Annotated in this window: 23 protein-coding genes; 14 read left to right on the top strand and 9 right to left on the bottom strand. The window is 70.3% G+C overall.

Annotated elements, in window-relative coordinates:
* The first annotated feature begins 150 nt into the window (after window positions 1–150).
* The gene (holA, locus tag CRP55_RS13980) at window positions 151–1,128 is read left to right on the top strand and encodes a DNA polymerase III subunit delta (protein ID WP_097320367.1); all 978 of its coding nucleotides are present in this window, start codon (window positions 151–153) and stop codon (window positions 1,126–1,128) included.
* Window positions 1,125–1,649, top strand: a complete 525-nt coding sequence (locus CRP55_RS52975; RefSeq protein ID WP_179855158.1) for a hypothetical protein — start codon at window positions 1,125–1,127, stop codon at window positions 1,647–1,649. Before holA ends, CRP55_RS52975 begins: the two co-directional genes overlap by 4 nt.
* Window positions 1,650–1,775: 126 nt before the next feature.
* Here CRP55_RS52975 and rpsT read toward each other — a convergent pair whose 3' ends face one another.
* Together rpsT and CRP55_RS13965 are read right to left on the bottom strand one after the other, a co-directional pair.
* On the bottom strand, window positions 1,776–2,042 hold the full coding sequence (rpsT, locus tag CRP55_RS13970; RefSeq protein WP_097320282.1) for a 30S ribosomal protein S20: 267 nt from the start codon (window positions 2,040–2,042) through the stop codon (window positions 1,776–1,778).
* 147 nt (window positions 2,043–2,189) lie between these two features.
* Window positions 2,190–3,164 carry a phosphotransferase family protein gene (locus tag CRP55_RS13965; RefSeq protein ID WP_097320281.1) on the bottom strand — a complete coding sequence of 325 codons (975 nt, stop codon included), beginning with the start codon at window positions 3,162–3,164 and terminating at the stop codon, window positions 2,190–2,192.
* A gap of 54 nt (window positions 3,165–3,218) precedes the next feature.
* Here CRP55_RS13965 and CRP55_RS13960 point away from each other — a divergent pair, with 54 nt between their 5' ends.
* The 4 genes from CRP55_RS13960 (at window position 3,219) to CRP55_RS13945 (ending at window position 7,105) form a co-directional block, all read left to right on the top strand.
* On the top strand, window positions 3,219–3,752 hold the full coding sequence (locus tag CRP55_RS13960) for a DUF4240 domain-containing protein (RefSeq protein WP_097320280.1): 534 nt from the start codon (window positions 3,219–3,221) through the stop codon (window positions 3,750–3,752).
* 72 nt (window positions 3,753–3,824) lie between these two features.
* On the top strand, window positions 3,825–4,616 hold the full coding sequence (locus tag CRP55_RS52970; protein WP_097320279.1) for an MOSC domain-containing protein: 792 nt from the start codon (window positions 3,825–3,827) through the stop codon (window positions 4,614–4,616).
* 250 nt (window positions 4,617–4,866) lie between these two features.
* Window positions 4,867–6,747, top strand: a complete 1,881-nt coding sequence (lepA, locus tag CRP55_RS13950; protein WP_097320278.1) for a translation elongation factor 4 — start codon at window positions 4,867–4,869, stop codon at window positions 6,745–6,747.
* An 82-nt stretch (window positions 6,748–6,829) separates the two neighbouring features.
* Window positions 6,830–7,105, top strand: a complete 276-nt coding sequence (locus tag CRP55_RS13945) for a GlsB/YeaQ/YmgE family stress response membrane protein (protein ID WP_097320277.1) — start codon at window positions 6,830–6,832, stop codon at window positions 7,103–7,105.
* 69 nt (window positions 7,106–7,174) lie between these two features.
* On the opposite strand, the gene CRP55_RS13940 is transcribed toward CRP55_RS13945, so the two are convergent.
* The 3 genes from CRP55_RS13940 to CRP55_RS13930 form a co-directional block, all read right to left on the bottom strand.
* Complete coding sequence (locus tag CRP55_RS13940; RefSeq protein WP_245922975.1) at window positions 7,175–8,749, bottom strand: PAS domain-containing protein; 1,575 nt, start codon at window positions 8,747–8,749, stop codon at window positions 7,175–7,177.
* A 203-nt stretch (window positions 8,750–8,952) separates the two neighbouring features.
* Window positions 8,953–9,819, bottom strand: coding sequence for a hypothetical protein (locus CRP55_RS13935; RefSeq protein ID WP_097320275.1), 867 nt, complete (start codon window positions 9,817–9,819; stop codon window positions 8,953–8,955).
* Between the two features lie 44 nt (window positions 9,820–9,863).
* Window positions 9,864–10,637: an enoyl-CoA hydratase-related protein gene (locus CRP55_RS13930; RefSeq protein ID WP_097320274.1), complete on the bottom strand. Its 774-nt coding sequence runs from the start codon at window positions 10,635–10,637 to the stop codon at window positions 9,864–9,866.
* Between the two features lie 36 nt (window positions 10,638–10,673).
* Between CRP55_RS13930 and hemW the strand changes: the two genes are divergently transcribed.
* On the top strand, window positions 10,674–11,879 hold the full coding sequence (gene hemW / locus CRP55_RS13925; RefSeq protein WP_097320273.1) for a radical SAM family heme chaperone HemW: 1,206 nt from the start codon (window positions 10,674–10,676) through the stop codon (window positions 11,877–11,879).
* 26 nt (window positions 11,880–11,905) lie between these two features.
* Here the strand turns inward: hemW and CRP55_RS13920 are convergent, their stop codons facing one another.
* Window positions 11,906–12,463, bottom strand: coding sequence for a DUF4870 domain-containing protein (locus CRP55_RS13920; RefSeq protein ID WP_097320272.1), 558 nt, complete (start codon window positions 12,461–12,463; stop codon window positions 11,906–11,908).
* A 155-nt stretch (window positions 12,464–12,618) separates the two neighbouring features.
* Here CRP55_RS13920 and hrcA point away from each other — a divergent pair, with 155 nt between their 5' ends.
* Window positions 12,619–13,641, top strand: a complete 1,023-nt coding sequence (gene hrcA, locus CRP55_RS13915) for a heat-inducible transcriptional repressor HrcA (protein ID WP_097320271.1) — start codon at window positions 12,619–12,621, stop codon at window positions 13,639–13,641.
* Between the two features lie 17 nt (window positions 13,642–13,658).
* Window positions 13,659–14,801, top strand: a complete 1,143-nt coding sequence (gene dnaJ, locus CRP55_RS13910; RefSeq protein WP_097320270.1) for a molecular chaperone DnaJ — start codon at window positions 13,659–13,661, stop codon at window positions 14,799–14,801.
* 8 nt (window positions 14,802–14,809) lie between these two features.
* Here dnaJ and CRP55_RS13905 read toward each other — a convergent pair whose 3' ends face one another.
* From CRP55_RS13905 to CRP55_RS13895, 3 genes are all read right to left on the bottom strand, one after another.
* A complete protein-coding gene (locus CRP55_RS13905) occupies window positions 14,810–15,127 on the bottom strand; it encodes a hypothetical protein (protein ID WP_097320269.1) in 318 nt (105 codons plus the stop codon).
* A gap of 221 nt (window positions 15,128–15,348) precedes the next feature.
* A complete protein-coding gene (locus CRP55_RS13900; protein WP_097320268.1) occupies window positions 15,349–16,179 on the bottom strand; it encodes an IclR family transcriptional regulator domain-containing protein in 831 nt (276 codons plus the stop codon).
* Window positions 16,180–16,182: 3 nt separating this feature from the next.
* Window positions 16,183–17,619 carry an amidohydrolase family protein gene (locus tag CRP55_RS13895; protein ID WP_097320267.1) on the bottom strand — a complete coding sequence of 479 codons (1,437 nt, stop codon included), beginning with the start codon at window positions 17,617–17,619 and terminating at the stop codon, window positions 16,183–16,185.
* Window positions 17,620–17,798: 179 nt separating this feature from the next.
* Here CRP55_RS13895 and CRP55_RS13890 point away from each other — a divergent pair, with 179 nt between their 5' ends.
* Genes CRP55_RS13890 through CRP55_RS55605 form a run of 5 tightly spaced genes read left to right on the top strand, consistent with a single transcriptional unit; the run spans window position 17,799 to window position 21,868 of the window.
* Entirely contained in the window at window positions 17,799–18,920 is a 1,122-nt protein-coding gene (locus tag CRP55_RS13890) for a CaiB/BaiF CoA transferase family protein (protein ID WP_097320266.1), read from the top strand.
* Entirely contained in the window at window positions 18,905–19,684 is a 780-nt protein-coding gene (locus CRP55_RS13885; protein ID WP_097320265.1) for a citryl-CoA lyase, read from the top strand. The genes CRP55_RS13890 and CRP55_RS13885 overlap by 16 nt, the downstream gene beginning before the upstream one ends.
* A gap of 2 nt (window positions 19,685–19,686) precedes the next feature.
* Window positions 19,687–20,550, top strand: coding sequence for a DODA-type extradiol aromatic ring-opening family dioxygenase (locus CRP55_RS13880; protein WP_097320264.1), 864 nt, complete (start codon window positions 19,687–19,689; stop codon window positions 20,548–20,550).
* A complete protein-coding gene (locus CRP55_RS13875) occupies window positions 20,547–20,909 on the top strand; it encodes a hypothetical protein (RefSeq protein ID WP_097320263.1) in 363 nt (120 codons plus the stop codon). The genes CRP55_RS13880 and CRP55_RS13875 overlap by 4 nt, the downstream gene beginning before the upstream one ends.
* A complete protein-coding gene (locus CRP55_RS55605) occupies window positions 20,906–21,868 on the top strand; it encodes a quinone oxidoreductase family protein (protein WP_097320262.1) in 963 nt (320 codons plus the stop codon). The genes CRP55_RS13875 and CRP55_RS55605 overlap by 4 nt, the downstream gene beginning before the upstream one ends.
* Window positions 21,869–22,179 lie beyond the last annotated feature (311 nt).

Raw genomic sequence — 22,179 nt, 5'->3', positions numbered from 1 at the left:
GGCGGCCGGGTGGGGTAAGCGGCCTGATTGCGTGACGGTGTTGTGGCCGGGGATATGGCAGAACGCCGATATGTCTGCTTTCGCATTCCCTGGCGGGTGCGGGTGCGCTAAGGAGTGAGCCACGCGGAAACGTCAGCCCCTCGTGCGACGATATTGGACGTGAACACCGCGCCTCCCCCGCTTCTGCTCGTCCAAGGCGATGAGGAACTACTCGCCTCCCGTGCGATCACCGCGGCGGTCGAGGGGGCGCGCGCGGCCGATCCCGGCGCCGACGTCCGGGAATACGAGGCGGGTGCTCTGGCGGCCGGCGAGGTGGCCGAGATGCTCAGCCCGTCCCTGTTCGGCGGGCGGCGGGTGCTGGTCGTCCGCAGTGGACAAGACGCGCGGAAAGACCTGATCACGGCCCTGGTCGCGTACGCGAAGAACCCCGACCCCGAGGTCTCGCTGATCGTCTCGCATCTCGGCGGGGCCAAGGGCAAGGCGCTGGCCGACGGGCTGAAATCGGCCGGGGCGACAGTGGTGGCGGCGGCGAAACTCAAGGGCGACCGGGAGCGGGTCGCCTTCGTGCGCGACGAGTTCCGGCGCAACGGCGGACGATGCGACGAGGCGGCCGCGGCGGCGCTGCTCGCCTCGGTCGGCAACGACCTGCGGGAGATCGCGGCGGCCTGCTCGCAGCTGATCGCCGACACCGACGGCAAGATCACGGAGGCCGTGGTCGCGCGGTACTACAAGGGCCGGGCCGAGGTGAGCGGCTTCACGGTGGCCGACGCCGCGATGGTCGGTGACGTGCCGGGCGCGCTCGAGGCGCTCCGGTGGGCGCTGCACGTCGGCGTCGACCCGGTGCCGATCGCCGACGCCATCGCCGACGGCGTGCGGACCGTGGCCAAGGTCGCTTCGGCCGGGCGCGGAAACCCGTACCAGATGGCCAGTTCTCTCGGCATGCCCGCCTGGAAGATCCAGCGGGCGCAGGAGCGTGCTCGCGGCTGGACGCCCGAGGGCCTGGTCGACGCGATGCGGGCGGCCGCCGACTGCAACGCCGCGGTCAAGGGCGGCGCCGAGGACCGTGGGTACGCGCTCGAAAAGGCGGTCTTCGCGGTGGCCGCCGCGCGCCGGGGCGGTGGGCGATGACCGACGTGCATCAGCCGCTCTATGCGCGCCTGCTGCGACTGCGCCACGTGGCGCCGAGCGGCTTCCTGTGCTTCGTCTACCTGGAGGGCGCGGTCGCCCTCGGCATTCTGCTCGCCCTGGCCGAGCTGGTCAGCTGGTGGGGCGTCCTGGCGCTGCCGGCGACGGTCGCGGTGATGGTCAAGCTGAACGACGTCATCGCGGGCTCGCTCATCCAGTCGGCTCCAGTGGCCGTCCATGCTTCCCCGGCCGCGCGTTCCTCGGTCGCCGGTTCGCCGGCCGCCGGTTCGTCGATCGGCGCTGAGAGGGCTCGGATGGGCGAGACGCCGCCGTCGCTGCGACCGGCTTCCGCGTACGGGCCGGTCGAGCACGCGCCGGCGGCGCGGCTCGGCGAGGACGCCACGCGGCGGCTTCCGGGCCTGATCGACCGGGACCGGGGTGCGCCCATCAAGCGGCCCTGGGTCGAGAAGGCCGAGGCGCAGCAGCAGTGGATCCGCCAGTCGGCCACACGCCGGTACGAATAGGCGTCCGCAACGACACCGGGCACCGCCGTGGACCTTACGGTCCGGCGATGCCCGGGTGCGGTCTTGCCGCGTACAGCCAAACGCTCGGCACCTGACGAGTCAGGCCGCCGAGCGGATCAGCGATGATCAGGCCGAGAGCGCCGCGACGCGCTTGGCGATGGCCGACTTGCGGTTCGCCGCCTGGTTCTTGTGGATGACGCCCTTGCTCACGGCCTTGTCCAGCTGACGGGAAGCGTCACGCAGCAGCGTCGTAGCGGTCTGCGTGTCGCCGGCCTCGCTCGCCTCATTGAGCTTGCGGATCACGGTCTTCAGCGACGACTTGACCGACTTGTTGCGCAGCCGGGCCTTCTCGTTCTGCCGGTTGCGCTTGATCTGGGACTTGATGTTCGCCACGCGACAGCCTTGTCCTGACTAGTTGTTCGGAAACGGTCTCAGCGGGGTGGCCCCAAGTCTCTGTCGAAACAGCGATCAACGGCGCGTCACCACACGCGAAGGACCAGATTACCAGCACCGGGGCGCGCCGCCAAAACGGTGCCCAGCTCAGGCGGCCCAGCCTCGGCGTGCGGCGAGCCAGGAGAGCGCCTGCTCGCCGCTGAAACGCTGATGCTGACGGCTGTGCGGGGAGGCGCTGCTCGGCCCGCCGCCGGCTCGCACGAGCCAATAGCCGGCCAGCGCGGCGAGAGCTCCGTCGACCCCTCCCGGCGGGGCGTTCCATTCTTGGAGGTACGCATCCGCGTCGAGCCCACTCGCAAAGGCGGTCACCAGGAGCGTGACCGTGTCGAACCACGGCGCTCCGAGGCACGGCCAGGTCCAGTCGCAGAGACGGGCGGCTCCGGTGCCGTCGATCATGATGTTGTCGATCCGCAGGTCGCCGTGCATGAGCCCGGGACCGGCGACGAGATCGGGTGCGGCCCTCTCCAACCGGGCCAGCTCGGCGAGGTGGCCGGGGGCGACCGTGGCCCGGGCGGTGTGCGGCATCGGCTCCCGGCCGCCGGCGATCTCCGACCACCACGACATCTCGGCCCGCAAGATCTCCGGCAGGGGCGGGATGCCGCTCGCCAGCAGCTCGGCCGAGGGGGTGGCCAGGGACTGCGCGGCGGCCGACCAGGCCGACAGCGAGGCGTCCAGCTCGGCCGGCGACCAGGGCAGCGCCGGCACGTGCCCGTCGACGGCCTCCAGGCACAGCGTGAAGTAGCCGGCCTCGGCGATCGACCAGAGCGGCCGCGGAGCCGCGACCCCGGGTGGCAGCAATGAGGTGATCCAGCCCTCGCGGGCGTACCACTGGGAAGTGGGATCTTCGAGGGGTGCGGCCTTGACGAAGAAGCCCGGTCCGTCGGCGGTGGTCAGGACGGCGGCGAAGGCCCGGGTGAAGCCGCCGCCGGCGCTGCGCGCGGCGACGACCGGGGAGCCGAGTCTCGCGGTGATCGCTTCACGCACGCTTTTGGGCAGGTCGGACCAGTTCGGCCGTACGGCGGTAGCGCCGTACGGCACGTCGGGGAGTGAAATCGGCCGCACGGCACCATCCTGCCGCGCGCGTTTTTGTCATACCCCGCTGGCAGGATCCTCGTCATGAGAACCGACGACTTCTGGGCGGTCATCGGCCGAGCGACCGCTGACCGGCCCGCCTCGCCCGCCGAGGTGGCCAAGAGAGCCGCCGCCGACCTGGCGACCCGCGATCCGGAGGAGATCGTGGCCTGGGGTCGACATCTCGACAAGGTCATGGTCGCCTCGGGCACGGCCGACCTGTGGGCGGCGGCGTACCTGATCAACGGCGGCTGTGACGACGAGGGCTTCGACAGCTTCCGGGGCTGGCTGATCGCCCACGGCCGCGACGCGGTGGCCCGCTCGGTGAAAACGCCCGACTCGCTGGCCATGGTGCAGGTGATCAAAAACGCGGCCGACACCGGCGCCGTCTTCGAGGCCGAGGAGGTGCTGCACATCGCCGCCGACGCCTACACACAGGCCACCGGCCAGGAGATGCCGGCGGAGGACCGCCCGGCGACCCGCCCCGACGCCGGCGACCTGTGGGATTTCGACAACGAGGAGGAGATGCAGCGCCGACTGCCCAAATTGTCAGCCTTGTTCCTGGCCCCGCCGGACTGACGAAGCCGGGCCCCCGTCCGGGGTGCGGGAAAAGGGGTCGAGCGGGTTCGAGGGGTCGGCGAGACTCGGCGCATGAGTCTTGTGCGTGGAGCGGTTGCCTCGGTCAGTTGTAACGACGTCTACTCGTTCACCAAGCCGGCGCGGGGCGAGATCGTGCTCGTGGCCGGGATCGGGGTCGAGGGCGATGTGCATGCCGGGGTGAACGTGCGGCACCGGAGCCGGGTGAAGGCCGATCCCACGCAGCCGAACCTGCGGCAGGTGCACCTGATCCACGAGGAGCTGTTCGACGAGGTCGGGGAGAAGGGCTACACGGTCAAGCCCGGCGAGCTGGGCGAGAACGTGACGACCAGCGGCATCGACCTGCTCGGGCTGCCGCTGGGCACGATCCTGCGCTTCGGCCCGCCGCCGGCGGCCCGCGCCGGCTTGGCTGCTGGTGGGGTGGGCTCGGCTGCCCGCGCGGGCTCGGCTGAGGGTGGGGACGCGGCGGGGCGCTTGGGGGAGAGCGGGTCGGCTGTGGTGGCGGGGGTGTTGGAGGCGGCTGCGGCGGCGGTGCTCGATGAAGCCACCGCTGCGGCGGCCGAGGCTGTGGCGGCTGCGGCCGCTCGTAGTGATGCGGCGGCGGCTGTGGACGGGGAAGACCCGCGGGCGGCGGTGATCGTGGCGGGGCTGCGGAATCCCTGTGCGCAGATCAACCGGTTTCAGCAAGGGCTGCTCAAAGAGGTCATCGGGCAGGACGACGAGGGCAACGTGGTGCGCAAGGGTGGCGTCATGGGTGTCGTCTTGCGAGGTGGGGCTGTGCGGCCCGGCGATGAGATCAGCGTGGAGTTGCCGCCCGGGGCGTTCGTGCCGCTGGAGAAGATCTGAGCGGTGGGGCCGCTGGAGGATACGCCTGCGGGGGCCGCCGGATCTGCCTGCGGCGCCGCTGAAAGGCGGGTCTGTGGCGGCCGCTGGAGGATGCGCTTATGAGGGCGCTGGAAGGTGCGCCTATGAGGGCGCTGGAAGGTGCTGTGGGGAGCGCTTGAACGGGTGTGAGTGGGGGCCGCGCGTGGGCGTGGGACGATAGAGCGCGTCGGTGGCTCGCCGGCGTCGTCAAGTTCGAGAAGAACGGAAGATCGTGCCTGGACCGCTCGACCCCGGCGTGAACGTGATCGGCAACACCGATCCCGCTCGGATCCGCAACTTCTGCATCATCGCCCACATCGACCACGGCAAGTCGACGCTGGCTGACCGCATGCTGCAGATCACCGGGGTGGTCGACCCGCGTCAGATGCGCGCTCAGTACCTCGACCGCATGGACATCGAGCGTGAGCGCGGCATCACGATCAAGTCGCAGGCCGTGCGTATGCCCTGGACCGTCCGTGAGGGCGACCGCGCGGGCGAGACCGCGGTGCTCAACATGATCGACACGCCGGGGCACGTCGACTTCACGTACGAGGTCTCCCGGAGTCTCGCCGCCTGTGAGGGCGCCGTCCTCCTCGTCGACGCCGCGCAGGGCATCGAGGCGCAGACCCTCGCCAACCTGTACCTGGCGATGGAGAACGACCTGCACATCATCCCGGTGCTCAACAAGATCGACCTGCCGGCCGCCCAGCCTGAGAAGTACGCCGAGGAGCTGGCCAAGCTGATCGGCTGCGAGCCCACCGACGTGCTGCGGGTCTCCGGCAAGACCGGCGTCGGCGTCGACCACCTGCTCGACGAGATCGTCCGGCAGTTCCAGCCGCCGGTCGGCGATGCCGACGCCCCGGCTCGCGCGATGATCTTCGACTCGGTGTACGACGTCTACCGCGGCGTGGTGACCTACGTCCGGGTGATCGACGGGCGCATCGAGGCCCGCGACCGGATCAAGATGATGTCCACCGGGGCCGTGCACGAGCTGCTCGAGATCGGCGTCGTGTCGCCCGAGATGGAAAAGGCCGGCGCGCTCGGCGTCGGCGAGGTCGGCTACATGATCACCGGCGTGAAGGACGTGCGGCAGTCCCGGGTCGGTGACACCGTCACCGGCAACAACCGGCCCGCCACCGAGCCCCTCGGCGGCTACAAAGACCCGAAGCCGATGGTCTACTCGGGTCTGTACCCGATCGACGGCTCCGACTATCCGGCGCTGCGCGACGCACTCGACAAGCTCAAGCTCAACGATGCCGCGCTCGTGTACGAGCCGGAGACCTCGGCCGCGCTCGGCTTCGGCTTCCGCGTCGGCTATCTCGGCCTGCTCCACCTGGAGATCATCGGCGAGCGGCTCGAGCGCGAGTTCAACCTCGATCTGATCTCCACCGCGCCCAACGTGGTCTACCGCGTCTACACCGAGGACGCCGAGGAGAAGGTCGTCACCAACCCGAGCGAGTTCCCGAACGGGAAGATCGCCGAGATCCACGAGCCGGTCGTCCGGGCCACCGTGCTCGTGCCGAACGACTACGTCGGCGCGGTCATGGAGCTCTGCCAGAGCCGGCGCGGGTCGCTGCTCGGCATGGAATACCTGTCGTCCGAGCGGGTCGAGCTGCGGTACACGCTGCCGCTCGCGGAGATCATCTTCGACTTCTTCGACCAGCTCAAGAGCAAGACCAAGGGGTACGCCTCGCTCGACTACGAGCCCTCCGGCGAGCAGGTGGCCGACCTGGTCAAGGTCGACATCCTGCTGCACGGCGAGCCGGTCGACGCCTTCAGCGCGATCGTGCACAAGGACAAGGCGTACAACTACGGCACGACCATCGCCGCCAAGCTGCAGAAACTCATTCCCCGGCAGCAGTTCGAGGTGCCGATCCAGGCCGCCATCGGCAGCCGGATCATCGCCCGCGAAACCATCCGCGCCATCCGCAAGGACGTGCTCGCGAAGTGCTACGGCGGTGACATCAGCCGTAAGCGCAAGCTGCTCGAGAAGCAGAAGGAAGGCAAGAAGCGGATGAAGATGGTCGGCCGCGTGGAAGTGCCGCAGGAGGCCTTCATCGCCGCCCTGTCGACGTCCGACGGTTCGGACACCAAGGGAGCAAACAAAAAATAAGGCGGTTTGGCTTTCGGGGGAGTCGGGAACTCTGGGGCTCGACGGACGCAACAAATGCTCCACCCCCGAGGAGGAACCCCCAATGACTGTCACCGGCATCATCACCGCGCTCATCGTCGGTCTCATCATCGGCGCCCTGGGCCGCCTGGTCGTACCCGGCAAGCAGAACATCCCGCTGTGGCTGACCCTGGTCATCGGCGTCGTGGCCGCCCTGCTGGGCACCGTGATCGCCCGTGCCACCGGTGTCGCGGACACCAAGGGCTTCGACTGGATCGAGCTGTTCTTCCAGGTCGTCCTGGCCGCGATCGGTGTTGCCCTGGTGGCGGGTGTCGGCGGTCGTCGCCGCCTCACCCGGTAAGGCACAAGCCTGAAGTAAACGAAGCGCCGGACCTTCGGGTCCGGCGCTTCGTGCGTGTGCGGGAAAGTCTCAGTACCGGAACTTGTGCTGGGCGCTGCGGCGGTTGACCCAGGCCGGCAGATCTTCCACCTGATCCCGATGCGGAAGGTGCTCGACCGCGGTCTGGCCCTCGGTGACGCTGCGCATCGTCACCACGAAACCCTGGACCAGGCGGTCCTCGCGCAGATCGCGGTAGGTGGCCTCGACCAGCACGCGGCTCTGATCGGTACGGCGCAGCGCGCAGAAGATCGTGCCGTCGCCGCCGGTGGCGAACGCCCGGCGGATCTGGCCCCGGTCGTCGGAGTCGACCAGGTCGGCGAAGGTGGACAGCGGGGAGAGGTCGTCGTCGCCCAGCAGGTCGTGCAGGCCGGGGCTGGCGTAACGGACCCGCTGATCCTCGTCCAGCACCAGCATCAGCTCCGCTGTGTTACGGATCACAGCGCGCAGGTAGAGGTCGCTGTCGCGGCGGCCGACCGCCTCGACCAGGCTGATCCGGTCGAGGGCCAGGGCGGCCTGGCCGGCCAGCACCTCCAAGGCGTCGCGGGCGGCGGCCAGAGCGTCGCGGCGGCCGGTCAGCACCAGGGCGCCGCCGCTGGGGCGGGCCACAGCCAGCGGCTCCAGCCAGAGCGGGCAGATCAGGGTGCCCTCGTCCGAAGGCGACTCGTCGGCCCACCAACTGCGGGTGCGGCGGCCGGCCGGCGCCGGTGGCAGGGCGGCCAGCGCCATCTGGCGGTCGTCAGTGGCGAAGACCACACGCTCCACGGTCTGCGCCGGCAGCAGGATGGCGACGGCGGAGCGGACCGCCTCGTCGACGGCCGGCAGGTCGGCCGCGGCCACCAGATCGGCGCTCGCGCCGCGCAGGCCACGCTCGCGGGCCAGGGCGCGGCTGTTCAAGGTCACGGCGTCGGCCAGCCGGGTGATCATCAGGGTGAGGGTGATCGCGGCGGCCACGGCGATCGGCACGCCGTCCTCCACCGTGCCGGTGAGCGCCTCGATCATCAGGACCAGCGGCGGGGTCGCCACCGAGAGGACCAGCAGCGCCGCCCAATGGCCGCGCCACGCGGCCGGGCGCGGGGTCTCCGGCATGGTCAGCCTGGTCATCGACGGGTGCAGCGCGGCCAGACCCCACGCTATGTAGAGCACGCGATATCCGGTCTCGGAGGCCGTGCCCGGCGCCAGCGGATAGACGATGTCGCCGGCCAGCATGCCCACCGCGCCCAGGAGCAGCAGCATGGCCGCGATGTTGCGGCCGGTGGCCAGGGTGAGCCGCACCGCCACCCCGACCAGCAGGATCGAGCCGATCACGTCGGCCGCCGAGATGCCGCCCAGCTCGGACATGCCGCCGAACACGAAAACCCAGAGGACGAGCAGGCTGGCGCAGGCGAAGGCGACCAGGTCGATCAGCCGGGCCCGGTCGCCGATCACCGAGCCGCCGCTGGTGAACCGCAGCAGCGCGCCGGCCACCAGCACGTACATCGCCAGGTAGAAGGCGTCGGCCACGCCGTGATCACGCAGAGCGAAGAAGACGTCTCCCGTGGCCAGCGCCGCGACCGCGGCGGCCAGCAGCAGCCAGGGGCCGCATCGGGCCGGACGGTACCGGCGCACCCCCGCCAGGATCGCCAGACAGCTGCCAGAACCTAGAAGGATCCACTCGATCGCCCTCGACACGTCCTACTTAGTACCAGGGTGGTAGCTGTCTGTCCACGTCGATGTATACGCTACGCAACTGCGTACCGGAAACGGCCGCACTCACTCAGGGTGAGGGAAACGCCGTCCGAAATTTCCGGCCACGCACCGAAAATCGGACGTCAATCGAACACTTCGGCGATCACGCGCCGGCTGTCGGCGCCACCCTGCGCGGTCGCCGCCTGCCACTTGCCGTCGGGCGCGTGCCACTCGAGATCGGCGAAACGTACCCGTTCGAGGCCGGTCGCGGACGCATGAGCGACGAGCCAGTGGGCATAGCGCCAGCCGGCGTTCACGTCGGCGACCGCGACGGTCAGGCCGGCCGCCGGCCCGGTGGTGGCCGACTCGGTCAGGCCCTTGCCCCAGTCGAGCCGCAGACCCTCGAGCAGGGCGGCCGAGGCGGCGGCGCCGCGCAGCACCGGCGAGCCGCTCACCGAGCACTCCACCGCGCCGGTCGCCCGGCCGGTCAGCGCCTTGGCCAGCACGGCCGACTCGTCGGCCCACTTCTCGTACGCGTTGGGGTAGGCCGAGCGCTGCACCTTCTGCGCGGCGTCGGTGACCCGCATCTTCTGGTAGCCCTTGACCTTCTTGAGCGCGGTGTAGAACTTGTCGGCCGAGTATCTCGGGTCCTTGATCTTCTCGACCGTGCCCCAGCCCTGGCTGGGGCGCTGCTGGAAGAGGCCGACCGAGTCGCGGTCGCCGGTGTCGAGGTTCTCCAGCTTCGACTCCTGGAGCGCGGTGGCCAGCGCGATCACCACGGCCCGCTCGGGCATGCCCTTGCGCACGCCGACGGCGGTGATCGTGGCGGCGTTGGCCATCTGCACGTAGTCGAGCGTGACCTCGCCGTCGGCCCGCACGACGCACTCCGGGCCGATGCGGGGCAGCTTGAGGCCGCCGGAGAACGAGCGGACGACGGCGAACACGCCGAGCGCACCGACGAGCGTGACCACCGCCAGCGCCGCCACGACCGGTGTCCTGCGCACCCACACCCCCAAGGTTGTTCAGGCAACAAGAGTAGTCAACGAGATCACCTCTACCTGGTCACTGGGACCCAGACGGCGTCGCGCTTCTCCCGGAAGGCGGCCACGCCCTCGCGGCCCTCGGCCGAGCGGAAGTATGCCGCCGAACGCTGTGAGAGTTCTGCGAGCTCCTCACGGACGCTTTCATTGGGCGTACGGCGGAGAAGCTGTTTGGCACCCGCAAGGGCGAGTGGCCCGCCTCGCACCAGGCTGGCGCAGTACCGCGACACCGTTTCGTCGAGCTCCCCGGCCGTGGTGACCGCGGTGACGAGGCCGACGTCGCGGGCCCGGAACCCGTCGAAGACGTCGCCGGTGAGGTAGAGCTCGGCGGCCGCACGGGGCGCCAGGCGGGGCAGCACGGTCGCGCTGATCACGGCCGGGATGACGCCGAGGCGTACCTCGGAGAAGGCGAACGTCGCCTCGTCCGTGCAGACGGCGATGTCGGCCGCGGCGATCAGGCCGAGACCGCCGGCGCGAGCGGGACCGCCGACGCGCGCGACCACCGGCTTGGGGAACTCCCAGAGCGCGGCCAGCACGTCGGCCAGCAGCTCGGCCGGGACCCGGCCGGTCTCGCGGGCCTCGGCCGTCTCCTTGAGGTCGGCGCCCGAGCAGAAGACCGGGCCGGTGTGCGAGAGGACCACGACCCGGACCGAGGCGTCGGTCAGGGCCTCGGCCAGCGCGTTCAGCAGCTCGCGCATGAGAGGAGTGGAAAGAGCGTTGCGGTTCGCCGGGCTGTCCAGGGTCATGGTGGTCACCCCGGCGTCGGTGACGGTACGGACCAGAGCCATGGCGGCACCCTAACGGGCGGCGTGCACACTTGACGGATGGCCGGCGCACTTCCCGATGGTTCACCTGTTCCTTCTGACGGGTCGCTTCCCGCTACCGCGACGGCTGAGGTCGGCAAGAACGGGTTCGCGGTCTATGTCCACGTACCGTTCTGCGCGTCAAGATGTGGCTACTGCGACTTCAACACGTACACCGCCTCCGAGTTGGGGGGTGGGGCTAGCCGAGATTCATACGCCTCGACAGTCTTGCGCGAGCTTCGACTGGCGCGTAAAGCCATAAATCCGGATAAAGTGGACACCGTGTTCTTCGGTGGTGGGACGCCGACACTCCTGAGTGCCGACGATCTCGGGCGGATCCTCAACGGGATCGATGAGACGTGGGGGCTCGCTCCCGGGGCTGAGATCACCACCGAGGCCAATCCCGAATCCGTGGACCCGTCGTATCTGCGGACGCTGCGGCGGCACGGCTTCAACCGGATCTCGCTGGGCATGCAGTCAGCGGCGCCCACGGTGCTGCGGATCCTGGACCGCAAGCACACGGCGGGGCGGGCGCCGCAGGCCGCGCTCGAGGCCCGCGAGGCCGGATTCGAGCACGTCAACCTCGACCTGATCTACGGAACGCCGGGGGAGACGGCCGAGGACTTCGACGCGTCGCTGCGGGCGGTGATCGGCGCGGGCGTCGACCACGTCAGCGCGTACTCGCTGATCGTCGAGGACGGCACCCGGATGGCCGCCCGCATGCGGCGCGGCGAGATCCCGTACCCCTCGGACGACGTCGCCGCCGACCGCTACCTGGCGGCCGAGCGGCAGCTGAGCGAGGCCGGCTTCGGGTGGTACGAGGTGTCGAACTGGGCCACCTCGGACGAGGCCCGCTGCCGGCACAACCTGCTCTACTGGACCGGCGCCGACTGGTGGGGTCTCGGGCCGGGCGCGCACAGCCACGTCGGAGGGGTGCGCTGGTGGAACGTCAAGCACCCCACGGCGTACGCGCAAAGGCTCGAAGAAGGTGTTTCTCCCGGTCTTGCCCGTGAGCTGCTGACGAGCGAGGACCGGCACGTCGAGGACGTGATGCTGCGGGTGCGGCTGCGCGAGGGGATCGGCCTCGACCGGGTCGACCAGGTGGGTGCGAAACAGGCGCTGGCCAACGGGCTGCTCGACGTGACGGCGTACGAGAAAGGCCGTTTGGAACTGACCCTGCGTGGCCGTCTGCTGGCCGACGCCGTGATCCGCGACGTGGTCTTCTAGAGGCCGGGCCCCCGTGCCCGGCCGGACTACTTGATGAGCTTCAAGGACATCGGATAGTCGTACGGCTCGTTGTTGCTGGCCTTCACGCCGGCGATGATGCCGAAGATGATGGCGATCAGCGCGGCCGCCGCGATGATGATGAAGCCGATGCCGATGCACGACGTCACCCAGCCGATCAGGGTGGCGATCGCCCAGGTGATCTGGAAGTTCAGCGCCTTCACCGACTCGGCGCGGACCGACGGCGACTGATTGCCCTTGGCCAGCAGCGAGATCAGCGGAGCGATCCAGCCGGAGAGGCCACCGCCGAGGAAAGCGCCCGCGGCCCCGCCGAAGTGGGCGACCAGGATCCACGTGCGGTCGTCCTGCGTAGGGCCGCCGTAGCCCTGGTAGCCCGGCTGGTAGCCGGGCGGGGGCTGCTGCTGATATCCCGGCTGCTGATATCCCGGCGGCGGGCCGTAGCCGGGCGGTGGGGTGTAGGGCGGCGGTGTCGATCCGGAAGTCGGGTCGTTAGCCGCATAAGGGTTGAACGGCCTGGTGGGGTCGTTGGGGTCGGGCTCACCAGGCGGGCGGGGCGGTTCAGTCATGGCTGACACGGTAGGGCCGCACTTCAATGCGGTCGAGGGCGACATGCTGATCAGGTGGATGAATAGACAGTGCACTCGATCATCGCGCTGCCGTCCGCGGCGACGTAGACTGGCACTCTGTCATCCGGAGTGCCAAATCATGGGGGAGGGGTCAGATGAGTCTCGATGACCGCAAGCTCGAAGTGCTTCGGGCGATCGTCGAGGACTACGTCGAGACCCAGGAGCCCGTCGGCAGCAAGGCGCTGGTCGAGCGCCACCAGCTGGGCGTCTCCCCGGCCACCGTGCGCAACGACATGGCGGTGCTCGAGGAGGAGGGCTACATCCGGCAGCCGCACACCAGCGCCGGCCGGGTGCCCACCGACGCCGGCTACCGGCTGTTCGTCGACCGCCTCTCCAAGGTCAAGGCGCTGAGCCCGGCCGAGCGGCGGGCCATCGAGCGGTTCCTGATCGGCGCGGTCGACCTCGACGACGTCGTGCACCGCACGGTGCGCCTGCTCGCGCAGCTCACCCGCCAGGTCGCGGTCGTGCAGTACCCGTCGCTGGCCCGATCCTCGGTGCGCCACCTCGAGCTGGTGCCGATCTCCACCACGCGCCTCATGCTGGTGATGATCGCCGACACCGGACGCGTCGAGCAGCGCCTGGTCGAGTTGCCGGTCCCGGTGCCGGCCGACGACGTCACCGACCTGCGCCGCCGCGTCAACGAGAAACTGGCCGGCAAGAAACTCGCCGAGACCCCGCCGCTGGTGCAGGGCCTGGTCGACGAGTGCACGCCGGAGAGCCGGGCCACGATGGCCTGCCTCGCCTCGGTGCTCCTCGAGACATTGGTCGAGCGCAGTGAGGAACGCCTCGCGTTGGCGGGTACGGCTAACCTGACAAGAGGGGGCGTGCTGGACTTCCAGGGCACCCTCCGGCCGGTCCTCGAAGCCCTCGAGGAAGAGGTCATCCTGCTGAAGCTGATCGGCGATCTGGAACCGAGCACCACCAGGGTCCGGATCGGCGACGAGAACGAGATCGACAACCTGCGGTCGGCGTCCGTGGTCAGCACGGGGTACGGCCCCGGTGCGACGATCGTCGGTGGGCTCGGTGTGCTCGGCCCCACCCGGATGGACTACCCCGGCACCATCGCGACCGTGCGCGCGGTGGCACGCTACGTGGGCGACCTTCTAGCACAAAATTGACGAGGATTGCGGAGCCCGTGGCCAAGGACTACTACGGCATTCTCGGCGTGAGCCGGGAAGCCACCGACGACGAGATCAAGCGCGCCTACCGCAAACTGGCTCGGCAGTACCATCCGGACGTCAACCCGGACCCGGAAGCGCACGAGAAGTTCAAGGACATCAACGCGGCGTACGAGGTCCTGTCCGACGACCAGAAACGCCAGATCGTCGACCTGGGCGGCGACCCGCTCGCGCCCGGCGGCGGCATGGGACCGGGCGGTCCCGGCGGGGCCGGCGGCCCGTTCGTCGGCTTCCAGGACATCATGGACGCCTTCTTCGGCACGGCGGCCGGTGGCGGCGGCCGTGGGCCGCGCCCGCGCACCCGCCCGGGAGCGGACGCGATCCTGCGGCTCGAGCTCGACCTGAACGAGACGGCCTTCGGCGTCGAGGCGCCGATCACGGTCGACACGGCGGTGCTGTGCACGCAGTGCTCGGGAGCGGGCACGGCGCCGGGCACCCACCTGGCGACCTGTGAGACCTGTGCCGGCCGGGGCGAGGTGCAGAGCGTGCAGCGCACCTTCCTGGGCCAGGTGGTCTCGTCGCGTCCCTGCGCCACCTGCCAGGGCCACGGCACGGTCATCCCGCACCCCTGCCCGACGTGCGCCGGCGACGGCCGCGTGCGCACCCGACGCTCGCTGACGGTGAAGATCCCGGCCGGCGTCGAGGACGGCATGCGCATCCGGCTGGCCCAGCAGGGCGAGGTCGGCCCCGGTGGCGGCACCCCCGGCGACCTCTACGTGGAGATCCACGAGCGCCCGCACGACGTCTACTCGCGCAAGGGCGACGACCTGCACTGCCGGGTGACGCTGCCGATGACGGCGGCCGCGCTCGGCACCCGTCTGACGATCAAGACGCTGGACAGCGAAGAGGGCATCGAGGTCAAGTCGGGCACCCAGCCGGCGAGCACGCTGCGCATCCGGGGCAAGGGTGTGCCCCACCTGCGGGGCCAGGGCCGGGGCGACCTGTTCGTGCACCTGGACGTCAAGACGCCGACCAAGCTGACCGCCGACCAGGAGCGCATGCTGCGCGACTTCGCCAAGACCCGTGGTGAGGACGTGGCCGAACTCAGCAAGCAGGGCGGCTTCTTCAGCCGGATGCGGGACGCCTTCAACGGCCACTAACCCTTTGATCAGCTGAAGACGCGGCTGCTCGCGCGGTCGAGAAGCAGGGGGATGAGCTCGGCCCGCCAGGTGTTGAGGTGGATGGCTCCGCTGGAGAGGCCGCCGTGGGCGAACTCCTCGCGGACCACCCACTCGGCCGTCTCGGAGGCCAGGTTGACGCTGACCAGGCGGTCGAACTCGGCGTAGAGCAGACGCTCGACCTCATTGAGGGAGGGCGGCAGGTACGTGGTGGCGAGTCGTTCGGCCATGGCTCGCCACACCCACGGGTCGCCGCGCAGACCCCAGCGCGGCGGCTCGGGTTCGAAGAGCTCCGATGCCAGTTTCATGAAATTCACTCATACCCGCCGATGGGCCGCACCAATCGGCGCCGCTTTCTTCCCCGCGCCCTCTTCCCCTCGCCGCTTCCCCGCGCGGTTCTTCTGCGCCGCTCTTCCCTGCGCGGCTCTTCCCCGCGCGGCTCTTCTGCGCCGCTCTTCCCCGCGCGGCTCTTCCCCGCGCGGCTCTTCCTGCGCCGGTCCTTTTGCTCGGCTGGCTTTTTTGCGGCGGCTCAAGCGGTAGTTGTCGAAGCGGGGACTGCGACGGTGGTCGTGGGGACCGCGGCCAGGCGGGCGTAGTCGGCGCTGATGTCGGCGGCGGTGCGCAGCAGGTGGGGCAGGTGTTTCTCGACCAGGGTCTCGACTGACGTCTCGGCCGCGTGCACGGTCACGTTGATCGCCGCGATGACCTGGCCGTTGCCGTCGCGCACGCCGGTGGCGACGGACCTGATCCCGGGCGCCAGGTCTTGATCGGCCAGCGCCCACCCCCGGGCCCGCACCTCCTGGAGCGCGGTCATGAAGGAGTCGAGGGTGGGCCGGTAGCGCGCGACGATGCCGGACCGGGAGTGTTCGGCGAGGATGTCGGGCACGACCCGGGGCTCCTTCGCGGCGAGCAGCACCTTGCCCATCGACGTCGCCGGAGCGGGAAACCGGGTGCCGATCGAGACCGCCAGCGTCACGATCTTGGGCACCGCGACCCGGGCCACGTAGACGATGTCGCAGCCGTCGAGCTGCGCCATCGACGTGGACTCGCCGGTGGTGGCGACCAGCTCCTCCATGTGCGGGCGGGCCACCTCCCACAGGTTCAGCGAGTTCACGTACGCCATGCCGAGCTCGAGCACGCGCGGGGTCAGCGCGAAGCCGCGGCCCTCGCTGCGCGCGTATCCGAGCGCCTCCAGCGTGAGCAGGATGCGGCGGACCGTGGGCCGGGCCAGGCCGGTCTCGGACGCGATGTCGCTCAGCGTCATCGACGGCTGACCCGGGCGGAAGGAGCGCAGGACGTCGAGGCCGCGCGCGAGCGCCTCGATGAAGTCAGGCCCCGTGCCCCTTCCGGTATCGGTCATCTCCTAATGCTTCCACTGCGCTGAACCGGCGTCCCACTCGGTGTACTGGTACGGGTTCTCGCGGATCGCCGTCTCGGGCACGTCCGGGTTCATCCCGCGCCGCCAGGCCTCCTCGCCCATCGTCTCGCGCAGGTAGTCGACGGTCGCCTCGACCTTGGCCCGGGCCGTCGGCAGGTCGACGCCGACGAGCCGGCCGTCCTGCTTGACGACCCGGCCACCGACCAGCACGGTGTGCACGTCGCCGCGCTGCGCCTGGAAGGCGACATGCCCGTACGGGTGGAGCACCGGGAACATCACGGGTGAGGCCTCGTTCTTGATCAACACGATGTCGGCCTGCCGGCCCGGGGTGAGCGCGCCGACCTGCGAATCCATGCCGAGCGCGCGGGCGCCACCGCGGGTCGCCCACTCGACGACGTGCTCGGCCCGCAGGTGAGCATGGGTCACCGTCTCCTGCTTGGAGTGGGCCTCGAGGTGCTCGCGGGAGCGGTCGGCGCCGAGCGTGGTGCGCATCGCGGAGAACAGGTCGCCGCTCCACCAGACGCTGGTGTCCATCGACAGCGAGACCGGAATGTCGTGGTGGCGCAGCTGGTAGGTGGGCGGGTAGCCCTGGCCGGCGCTCTGCTCGCTCTCGGTGGAGACGGAGACGGAGCCGCCGGTGGCGGCGATCCGGTTGTACGAGTCGTGCGTGAGGGTGGCGGCGTGCACGTACACATTGGTGGGGCCCATGAAGCCGTTCTCGTGCATGAGCCGGATGCCGTCGTCGTTGGTGGCGCCCCAGACCCCGGCGTGTGTGGTGACGGCGGCGCCGAGCTCGCGGGCGACCTCGAACGCGGCCTTCTCGGGGAAGGCCGGGTCGCCGGTCACGTCGAAGGCCATCTGGAAGCCGGCGAGCTTGCCGCCGTCGATGCGCCGGCGGTAGAAGTCGCGGAACGCCTCGGAGGTGGCCCACTCCCAGGGGCCCTGCTGGATGTTGCCGTAGGCCAGGACGAACCGGCCCGGCACCGCCTCGAGCGCGTCGACCGCGGCGTCGGCGTGATCGGCGGTCTGCAGGCCGTGTGACCAGTCGACAGTGGTGGTCACGCCGGCGTCGATCGCCTCGATCGCGGCGAGCAGGTTGCCGGCGTGGATGTCCTCGGGGCGGAAGAGCTTGCCCGACTCCAGGTAGTACCAGACGAAATACTGCGTGAGGGTCCAGTCGGCGCCGTAGCCCCGCATGGCGGTCTGCCACATGTGCCGGTGGGTGTCGATCATGCCCGGCATGATCACGCCGCCGGTGGCGTCGATCTCGAGGGCACCCTCGGGCGCGGTGAGGCCGGTGCCGACCTCGGCTATGCGGCCGTCGACGACGAGCACGTCGGCGCCGGGGAGAACAGTGTGTGAGTCGTCCATGGTCAGAACAAGGCCGTTACGCAGGATGGTCGGCCGGTCGTTCGTGCTCATCGCAGCTCCTCTCGGACGCTCGTCCGCCACGCGGACAACGAGTTCGCGCCAGTCTTCTCCCGCCCTCTTCGCGGTGTCAATGGTTTGTTTCGTGCAGATCAACAAGGCGTTGACAGCGTGCAGATCTTGGTCAAGGCTGGTCCGGCGGACAGATGTCCGCAGAACGGCGGTTGGGATCGATGGGACCATTGAACGGCTTGCTGGTGGCGGATTTCTCGCGGATCCTCGCCGGGCCTTACGCGACGATGCTGCTGGCCGACCTCGGCGCGCAGGTGATCAAGGTGGAGGGTCCCGGCGGCGACGACACGCGTACGTGGATGCCGCCCACCCGCGACGACGTGTCGACGTACTACCTGGGCATCAACCGCAACAAGCGCTCGATCGCCCTCGACCTGAAGGACCAGGACGACCTGGCCGCCGCGCGTGAGCTCGCCCGCCGTGCCGACGTCATGATCCAGAATTTCCGCCCGGGTGGCCTCGCCCGCTTCGGCCTCGACTACGAGTCCGTCGCCGCGGCCAACCCGGGGATCGTCTACGCGAGCATCAGTGGCTTCGGGTCCGGCGCCGGCGCCGACCTGCCCGGGTACGACCTGATGATCCAGGCCATCTCCGGCCTGATGAGCCTCACCGGCGACCCCGAGGGGCCCGCCTACCGCGCCGGCATCTCGGTCTTCGACGTGATGGCCGGCATGCACGCCAACATCGGCATCCTGGCCGCCCTGCACCACCGCGGCGAGAGCGGGCGGGGCCAGCACGTCGAGGTCAACCTGCTCAGCTCGGCGCTCTCCGGCCTGGTCAACCACTCCAGCGGCTACGTCGCCGGCGGCACGGTGCCCTATCGGATGGGCAACGCACACCCCAGCCTCTTCCCGTACGAGCCGCTGCCCACCGCCGACGGCGAGCTGATCGTCATCGCCGGCAACGACGGGCAGTTTCGCAAGCTGTGCCAGGTGCTCGGCCTGCCCGACCTGCCGTCCGACCCGCGCTTCGGCCGCAACCAGGACCGCACGGCCAACCGCGCCGACCTTCGCCCGCTGCTCGTCGAGCGGCTGATGACCCGGACCAAGGACGAGTGGTTCCGCGACCTGATCGCGGCCGGCGTGCCGTGCGCGCCGATCAACACGATCGACGGTGGGGTGGCGCTGGCCGAGGAGCTCGGGCTCGACCCGGTGGTCACCGTCGGCGACGTGCCCGGCGTCCGCAATCCCATCACGTTTTCCGGCACCCCGGCGCGGTACGAGCTGCCGCCGCCCGGCCTGGACGAGCACGGCGAGGAGATCCGCAAGTGGCTGAGGAGCTGACCTTCCCGACCGGCATCGGCACGTCGACGCCGACGACCATCTCGCTGCTGGGCAAGGATCTCGCCGCCGACCTGATGGGCAAGGTCGGCTTCGGTGAGCTGGCCTATTGGCTGGTCGCCGGCCGGCGGCCCACCCCGGGCGAGGTGCGCGTCTTCGAGGCCGTGCTCGTGGCCCTGGCCGACCACGGCTTCACCCCGACCGCGATCGCCGCCCGCCTCACCTATCTGTCGGCACCGGAATCGTTGCAGGGCGCCCTCGCCGCCGGGCTCCTCGGCGGCGGCTCCCGGTTCCTCGGGGTGACCGAGGACTGCGGCCGCTTCCTCGCCGAGACGCTGATCGACGCGGGGACCGAGCGTGACTACGACGTCATCGCGCTGGAGGCCGTGCGCCGCGCCAAACAGGACGGACGATACGTCCCGGGTCTCGGTCATCCGGTGCACAAGGAGGAAGATCCGCGCACACCCGTGCTGATCGCGATCGCCGAGGAGGAAGGGCTGCGCGGCCCGCACCTGCGGCTGTTCGAGGCGATCGGGCGCGTCCATCCTCAGGTGCTCGGGCGCAAGCTGCCGCTCAACGGCGCCGGGGTGTGCGGCGCCGCGCTCGCCGACCTGGGACTGCCCACCGACCTGCTGCGGGGCTTCGCCCTGCTGGCCCGAGCGGCGGGCCTGCTCGGGCACCTCGCCGAGGAGCGCCGCCGGCCGCTCGGTATGGAGATCTACAAAACCGTCGACCGTAACGCCGTCTACGAACCCCGAGAGGACTGACTATGGCCAGCATCGTCGCGGTCATCGCCTCCACCCATCACCCGTTCTACTACAAGGCCAGCACGGCGACGGGAGAGGACAGGCCGCCCTTCGCCGACGAATGGACCCGCAAGATCCTGGCGTTCCGCGAGACCCTCACCCGCGCCAACCCGGATGTGCTGGTCATGGTCGGCTCCGACCACTTCCACCAGCTCTGGCTCGACAACATGCCGCAGTTCCTGGTCGGCAAGGCGCCCTTCTACGACGCGAACTGGTACAACGAGGAGCGCGAGTTCGGCCTGCCGCGCATGCTGCTCAAGGGTCAGGAAGACCTCTCCGCGCACGTGCTGCGGGCCGGGCTCGACGCCGGGTTCGACCTGGCGTTCAGCAACGAGCTGCGGATCGACCACAGCATCACGTGCCCGATCATCACGCTGCGGCCCGAGGCCGACCTGCCGATCGTGCCGATCTACACCAACATCTTCGCGCCGCCGCTGCCGCAGCCCTCGCGCTTCGTCAAGCTGGGCGAGACGATCCGGCAGATCGTCGAGCAGTGGCCGTCCGACCTGCGGGTCGCGATCATCGGCACCGGGCACCTGTCGCTCGAGTTGGGCGGGCCCCGCCAGTTCGGGCCGCACGGTCCCGACCCCGAATTCGACCGGCGGGCGGTCGAGTGGATCGCCAGTGGCGACCTCGACAACTGCCTGCGCGAGGTGACGCTGGACAGCCTGCACTCGCCGGGCAACGCCACCCACGGGTTCATGGACTTCATGCTGATGATGGGCGTGGCCGGGGCGGGCGCCAAGGCCGATCACGTCGACACGCTCGACCTGTTCCACACCATGGAGGCGTACTTCACCTGGTATCCGAACGGAGTCCCGGCGTGAGCAAATATCTGCTGAACAAGTTCCTGTACACAGTGGATCGCGATCCCGAGCTGGTGGAGCGCTATCGGGACGAGCCGCGCGAGATGGTGACCTGGTGGGAGGCCGAGCGGGCCAACTCGGTGCTCAACTGCCACACCGGCGAGGCGAGCACGTGGCTGCGCTTCGACGATGCCGAGCGCGAGGCGCTCATCGCGCACGATCACGTGCGCCTGTTCGAGCTGGGCGCTCATCCGTTCCTCACGCTGACGCTGTTCATCGCGATGTTCGAGCGGGACAACACCGAGCCGCTGGAATATCAGAAGGCGTACGGGATGCGCCTGGCCCACTTCGCGTTGCCGTACCCGGACATCGCGACATGATCCGCGCGGCCGTGCTGACCGTGTGCGGGCTGCCGCCGGCGGTGGCGGAGCGGCCCGCACCGCCACCCGGCGACGGCCTCGTGCCGATCACGGTGGCGGCCGCGCCGATCACGCCGCTCGACCTGCTCTGCGCCTCGGGGACCAGCTATTTCGGTACGCCGGCGACGCCATACGTGCCGGGCGTGCAGGGTGTCGGGCATCGCGCGGACGGTGTGCCGGTCTGGTTCGCCACGCCGGCCGGCATGCGACCCGGCGACGGCAGCATGGCGGCCGAGGTCGCGGTGCCGGCGGACGACGTCGTGGAGCTCCCGCCGGACGTGCCGCTGCCGTTGATCGCGGCGCTCGGGCTGTCGGCGGTGGCGGCGCACTCGGCGCTCATCCGCTCGGGTGGCCTGGTCGCCGGCGAGCAGGTCGTCGTGCTCGGGGGCGGTGGCGTGGTGGGTCAGGCCGCGGTCCAGTTGGCGCTGCTGGCCGGTGCCCGCCGGGTCGTCGCGGTGGCGCGCTCGGCGGCGGCTCGCGCGCGGGCACTGGAGCTCGGCGCGGCGGTGGCGGTGCCGTTCACGCCAGGTGATGACGTGTCCACAGTGGCCGCCGCGCTGCGGCAGGCCCTGGACGGGCCGGTCGATCTCGTGCTCGATCCGGTCTTCGGGGTGCCGGCGGCGGCGGCGCTGCGGGTGCTGCGGCCCGGCGGGCGCCTGGTGAACCTGGGCAGCGCGGCCGGTGCGGAGGCGCCTCTCGAGTCGGCGGTTCTGCGCGGTGGCTCGTTGCGGGTCATCGGCTACACCAACAACGCGCTGTCGCCCGCCGAACGGGCCGAGTCGCTACGCGCGATCGCCGGCCATGCGATGGTCGGGCGCCTCGCCGTCGATCACGAGGTGGTGCCGTTCGAGTCCGTCACCGAGGCGTGGCAACGGCAGGCGAAAGGAGAGGCGCGAGGCCGCATAGTGCTGGCGTTCTGAGATCTCCGCATGTCGATCAGAGGTTGCGGGAACTGTCTTCCCGCGGCCGCCGCTGTCCGCCTCCTTCCGGTGTCCCGCCCGGGCGGCGCGCCACCTCCTCCCGTCGCGCCCTCCCGGGCCGAGCCCCGTCTCCCGGATCGAGCGAAGGGTGAGGTGCCGCCACACCTCACCCGACCCGATCCGGGAGGCGGCCCACCGGCGCCTTCGACCACGCCCGCGCCTCTGACCCGAGCCTGGGGCCTCCGACTCGCGCCCGCGGCCTCCGTGCCTGCGCCCTCGCGAGTGCGGCCCCCGCGCTTCCGACTCGTGCC

The organism is Paractinoplanes atraurantiacus (assembly GCF_900215205.1).
GTDB lineage: Bacteria > Actinomycetota > Actinomycetes > Mycobacteriales > Micromonosporaceae > Actinoplanes > Actinoplanes atraurantiacus.
Note: the sequence above shows the minus strand (reverse complement) of the source record. Positions and strands in the feature narration are given on the sequence as shown.

Bases quoted from the DNA above. Each gene is read 5' to 3' on its own strand.
- CRP55_RS13930 (WP_097320274.1), bottom strand. From the start codon at position 10,637: ATGGCTCTGGTCCGTACCGTCACCGACGCCGGGGTGACCACCATGACC.
- CRP55_RS13905 (WP_097320269.1), bottom strand. From the start codon at position 15,127: ATGAAACTGGCATCGGAGCTCTTCGAACCCGAGCCGCCGCGCTGGGGT.
- CRP55_RS52970 (WP_097320279.1), top strand. From the start codon at position 3,825: ATGAGTCTTGTGCGTGGAGCGGTTGCCTCGGTCAGTTGTAACGACGTC.
- CRP55_RS13960 (WP_097320280.1), top strand. From the start codon at position 3,219: ATGAGAACCGACGACTTCTGGGCGGTCATCGGCCGAGCGACCGCTGAC.
- CRP55_RS13880 (WP_097320264.1), top strand. From the start codon at position 19,687: ATGGCCAGCATCGTCGCGGTCATCGCCTCCACCCATCACCCGTTCTAC.
- CRP55_RS55605 (WP_097320262.1), top strand. From the start codon at position 20,906: ATGATCCGCGCGGCCGTGCTGACCGTGTGCGGGCTGCCGCCGGCGGTG.
- CRP55_RS13895 (WP_097320267.1), bottom strand. From the start codon at position 17,619: ATGAGCACGAACGACCGGCCGACCATCCTGCGTAACGGCCTTGTTCTG.
- CRP55_RS13945 (WP_097320277.1), top strand. From the start codon at position 6,830: ATGACTGTCACCGGCATCATCACCGCGCTCATCGTCGGTCTCATCATC.
- hrcA (WP_097320271.1), top strand. From the start codon at position 12,619: ATGAGTCTCGATGACCGCAAGCTCGAAGTGCTTCGGGCGATCGTCGAG.
- CRP55_RS13920 (WP_097320272.1), bottom strand. From the start codon at position 12,463: ATGACTGAACCGCCCCGCCCGCCTGGTGAGCCCGACCCCAACGACCCC.
- hemW (WP_097320273.1), top strand. From the start codon at position 10,674: ATGGCCGGCGCACTTCCCGATGGTTCACCTGTTCCTTCTGACGGGTCG.
- CRP55_RS13890 (WP_097320266.1), top strand. From the start codon at position 17,799: ATGGGACCATTGAACGGCTTGCTGGTGGCGGATTTCTCGCGGATCCTC.
- CRP55_RS13900 (WP_097320268.1), bottom strand. From the start codon at position 16,179: ATGACCGATACCGGAAGGGGCACGGGGCCTGACTTCATCGAGGCGCTC.
- CRP55_RS52975 (WP_179855158.1), top strand. From the start codon at position 1,125: ATGACCGACGTGCATCAGCCGCTCTATGCGCGCCTGCTGCGACTGCGC.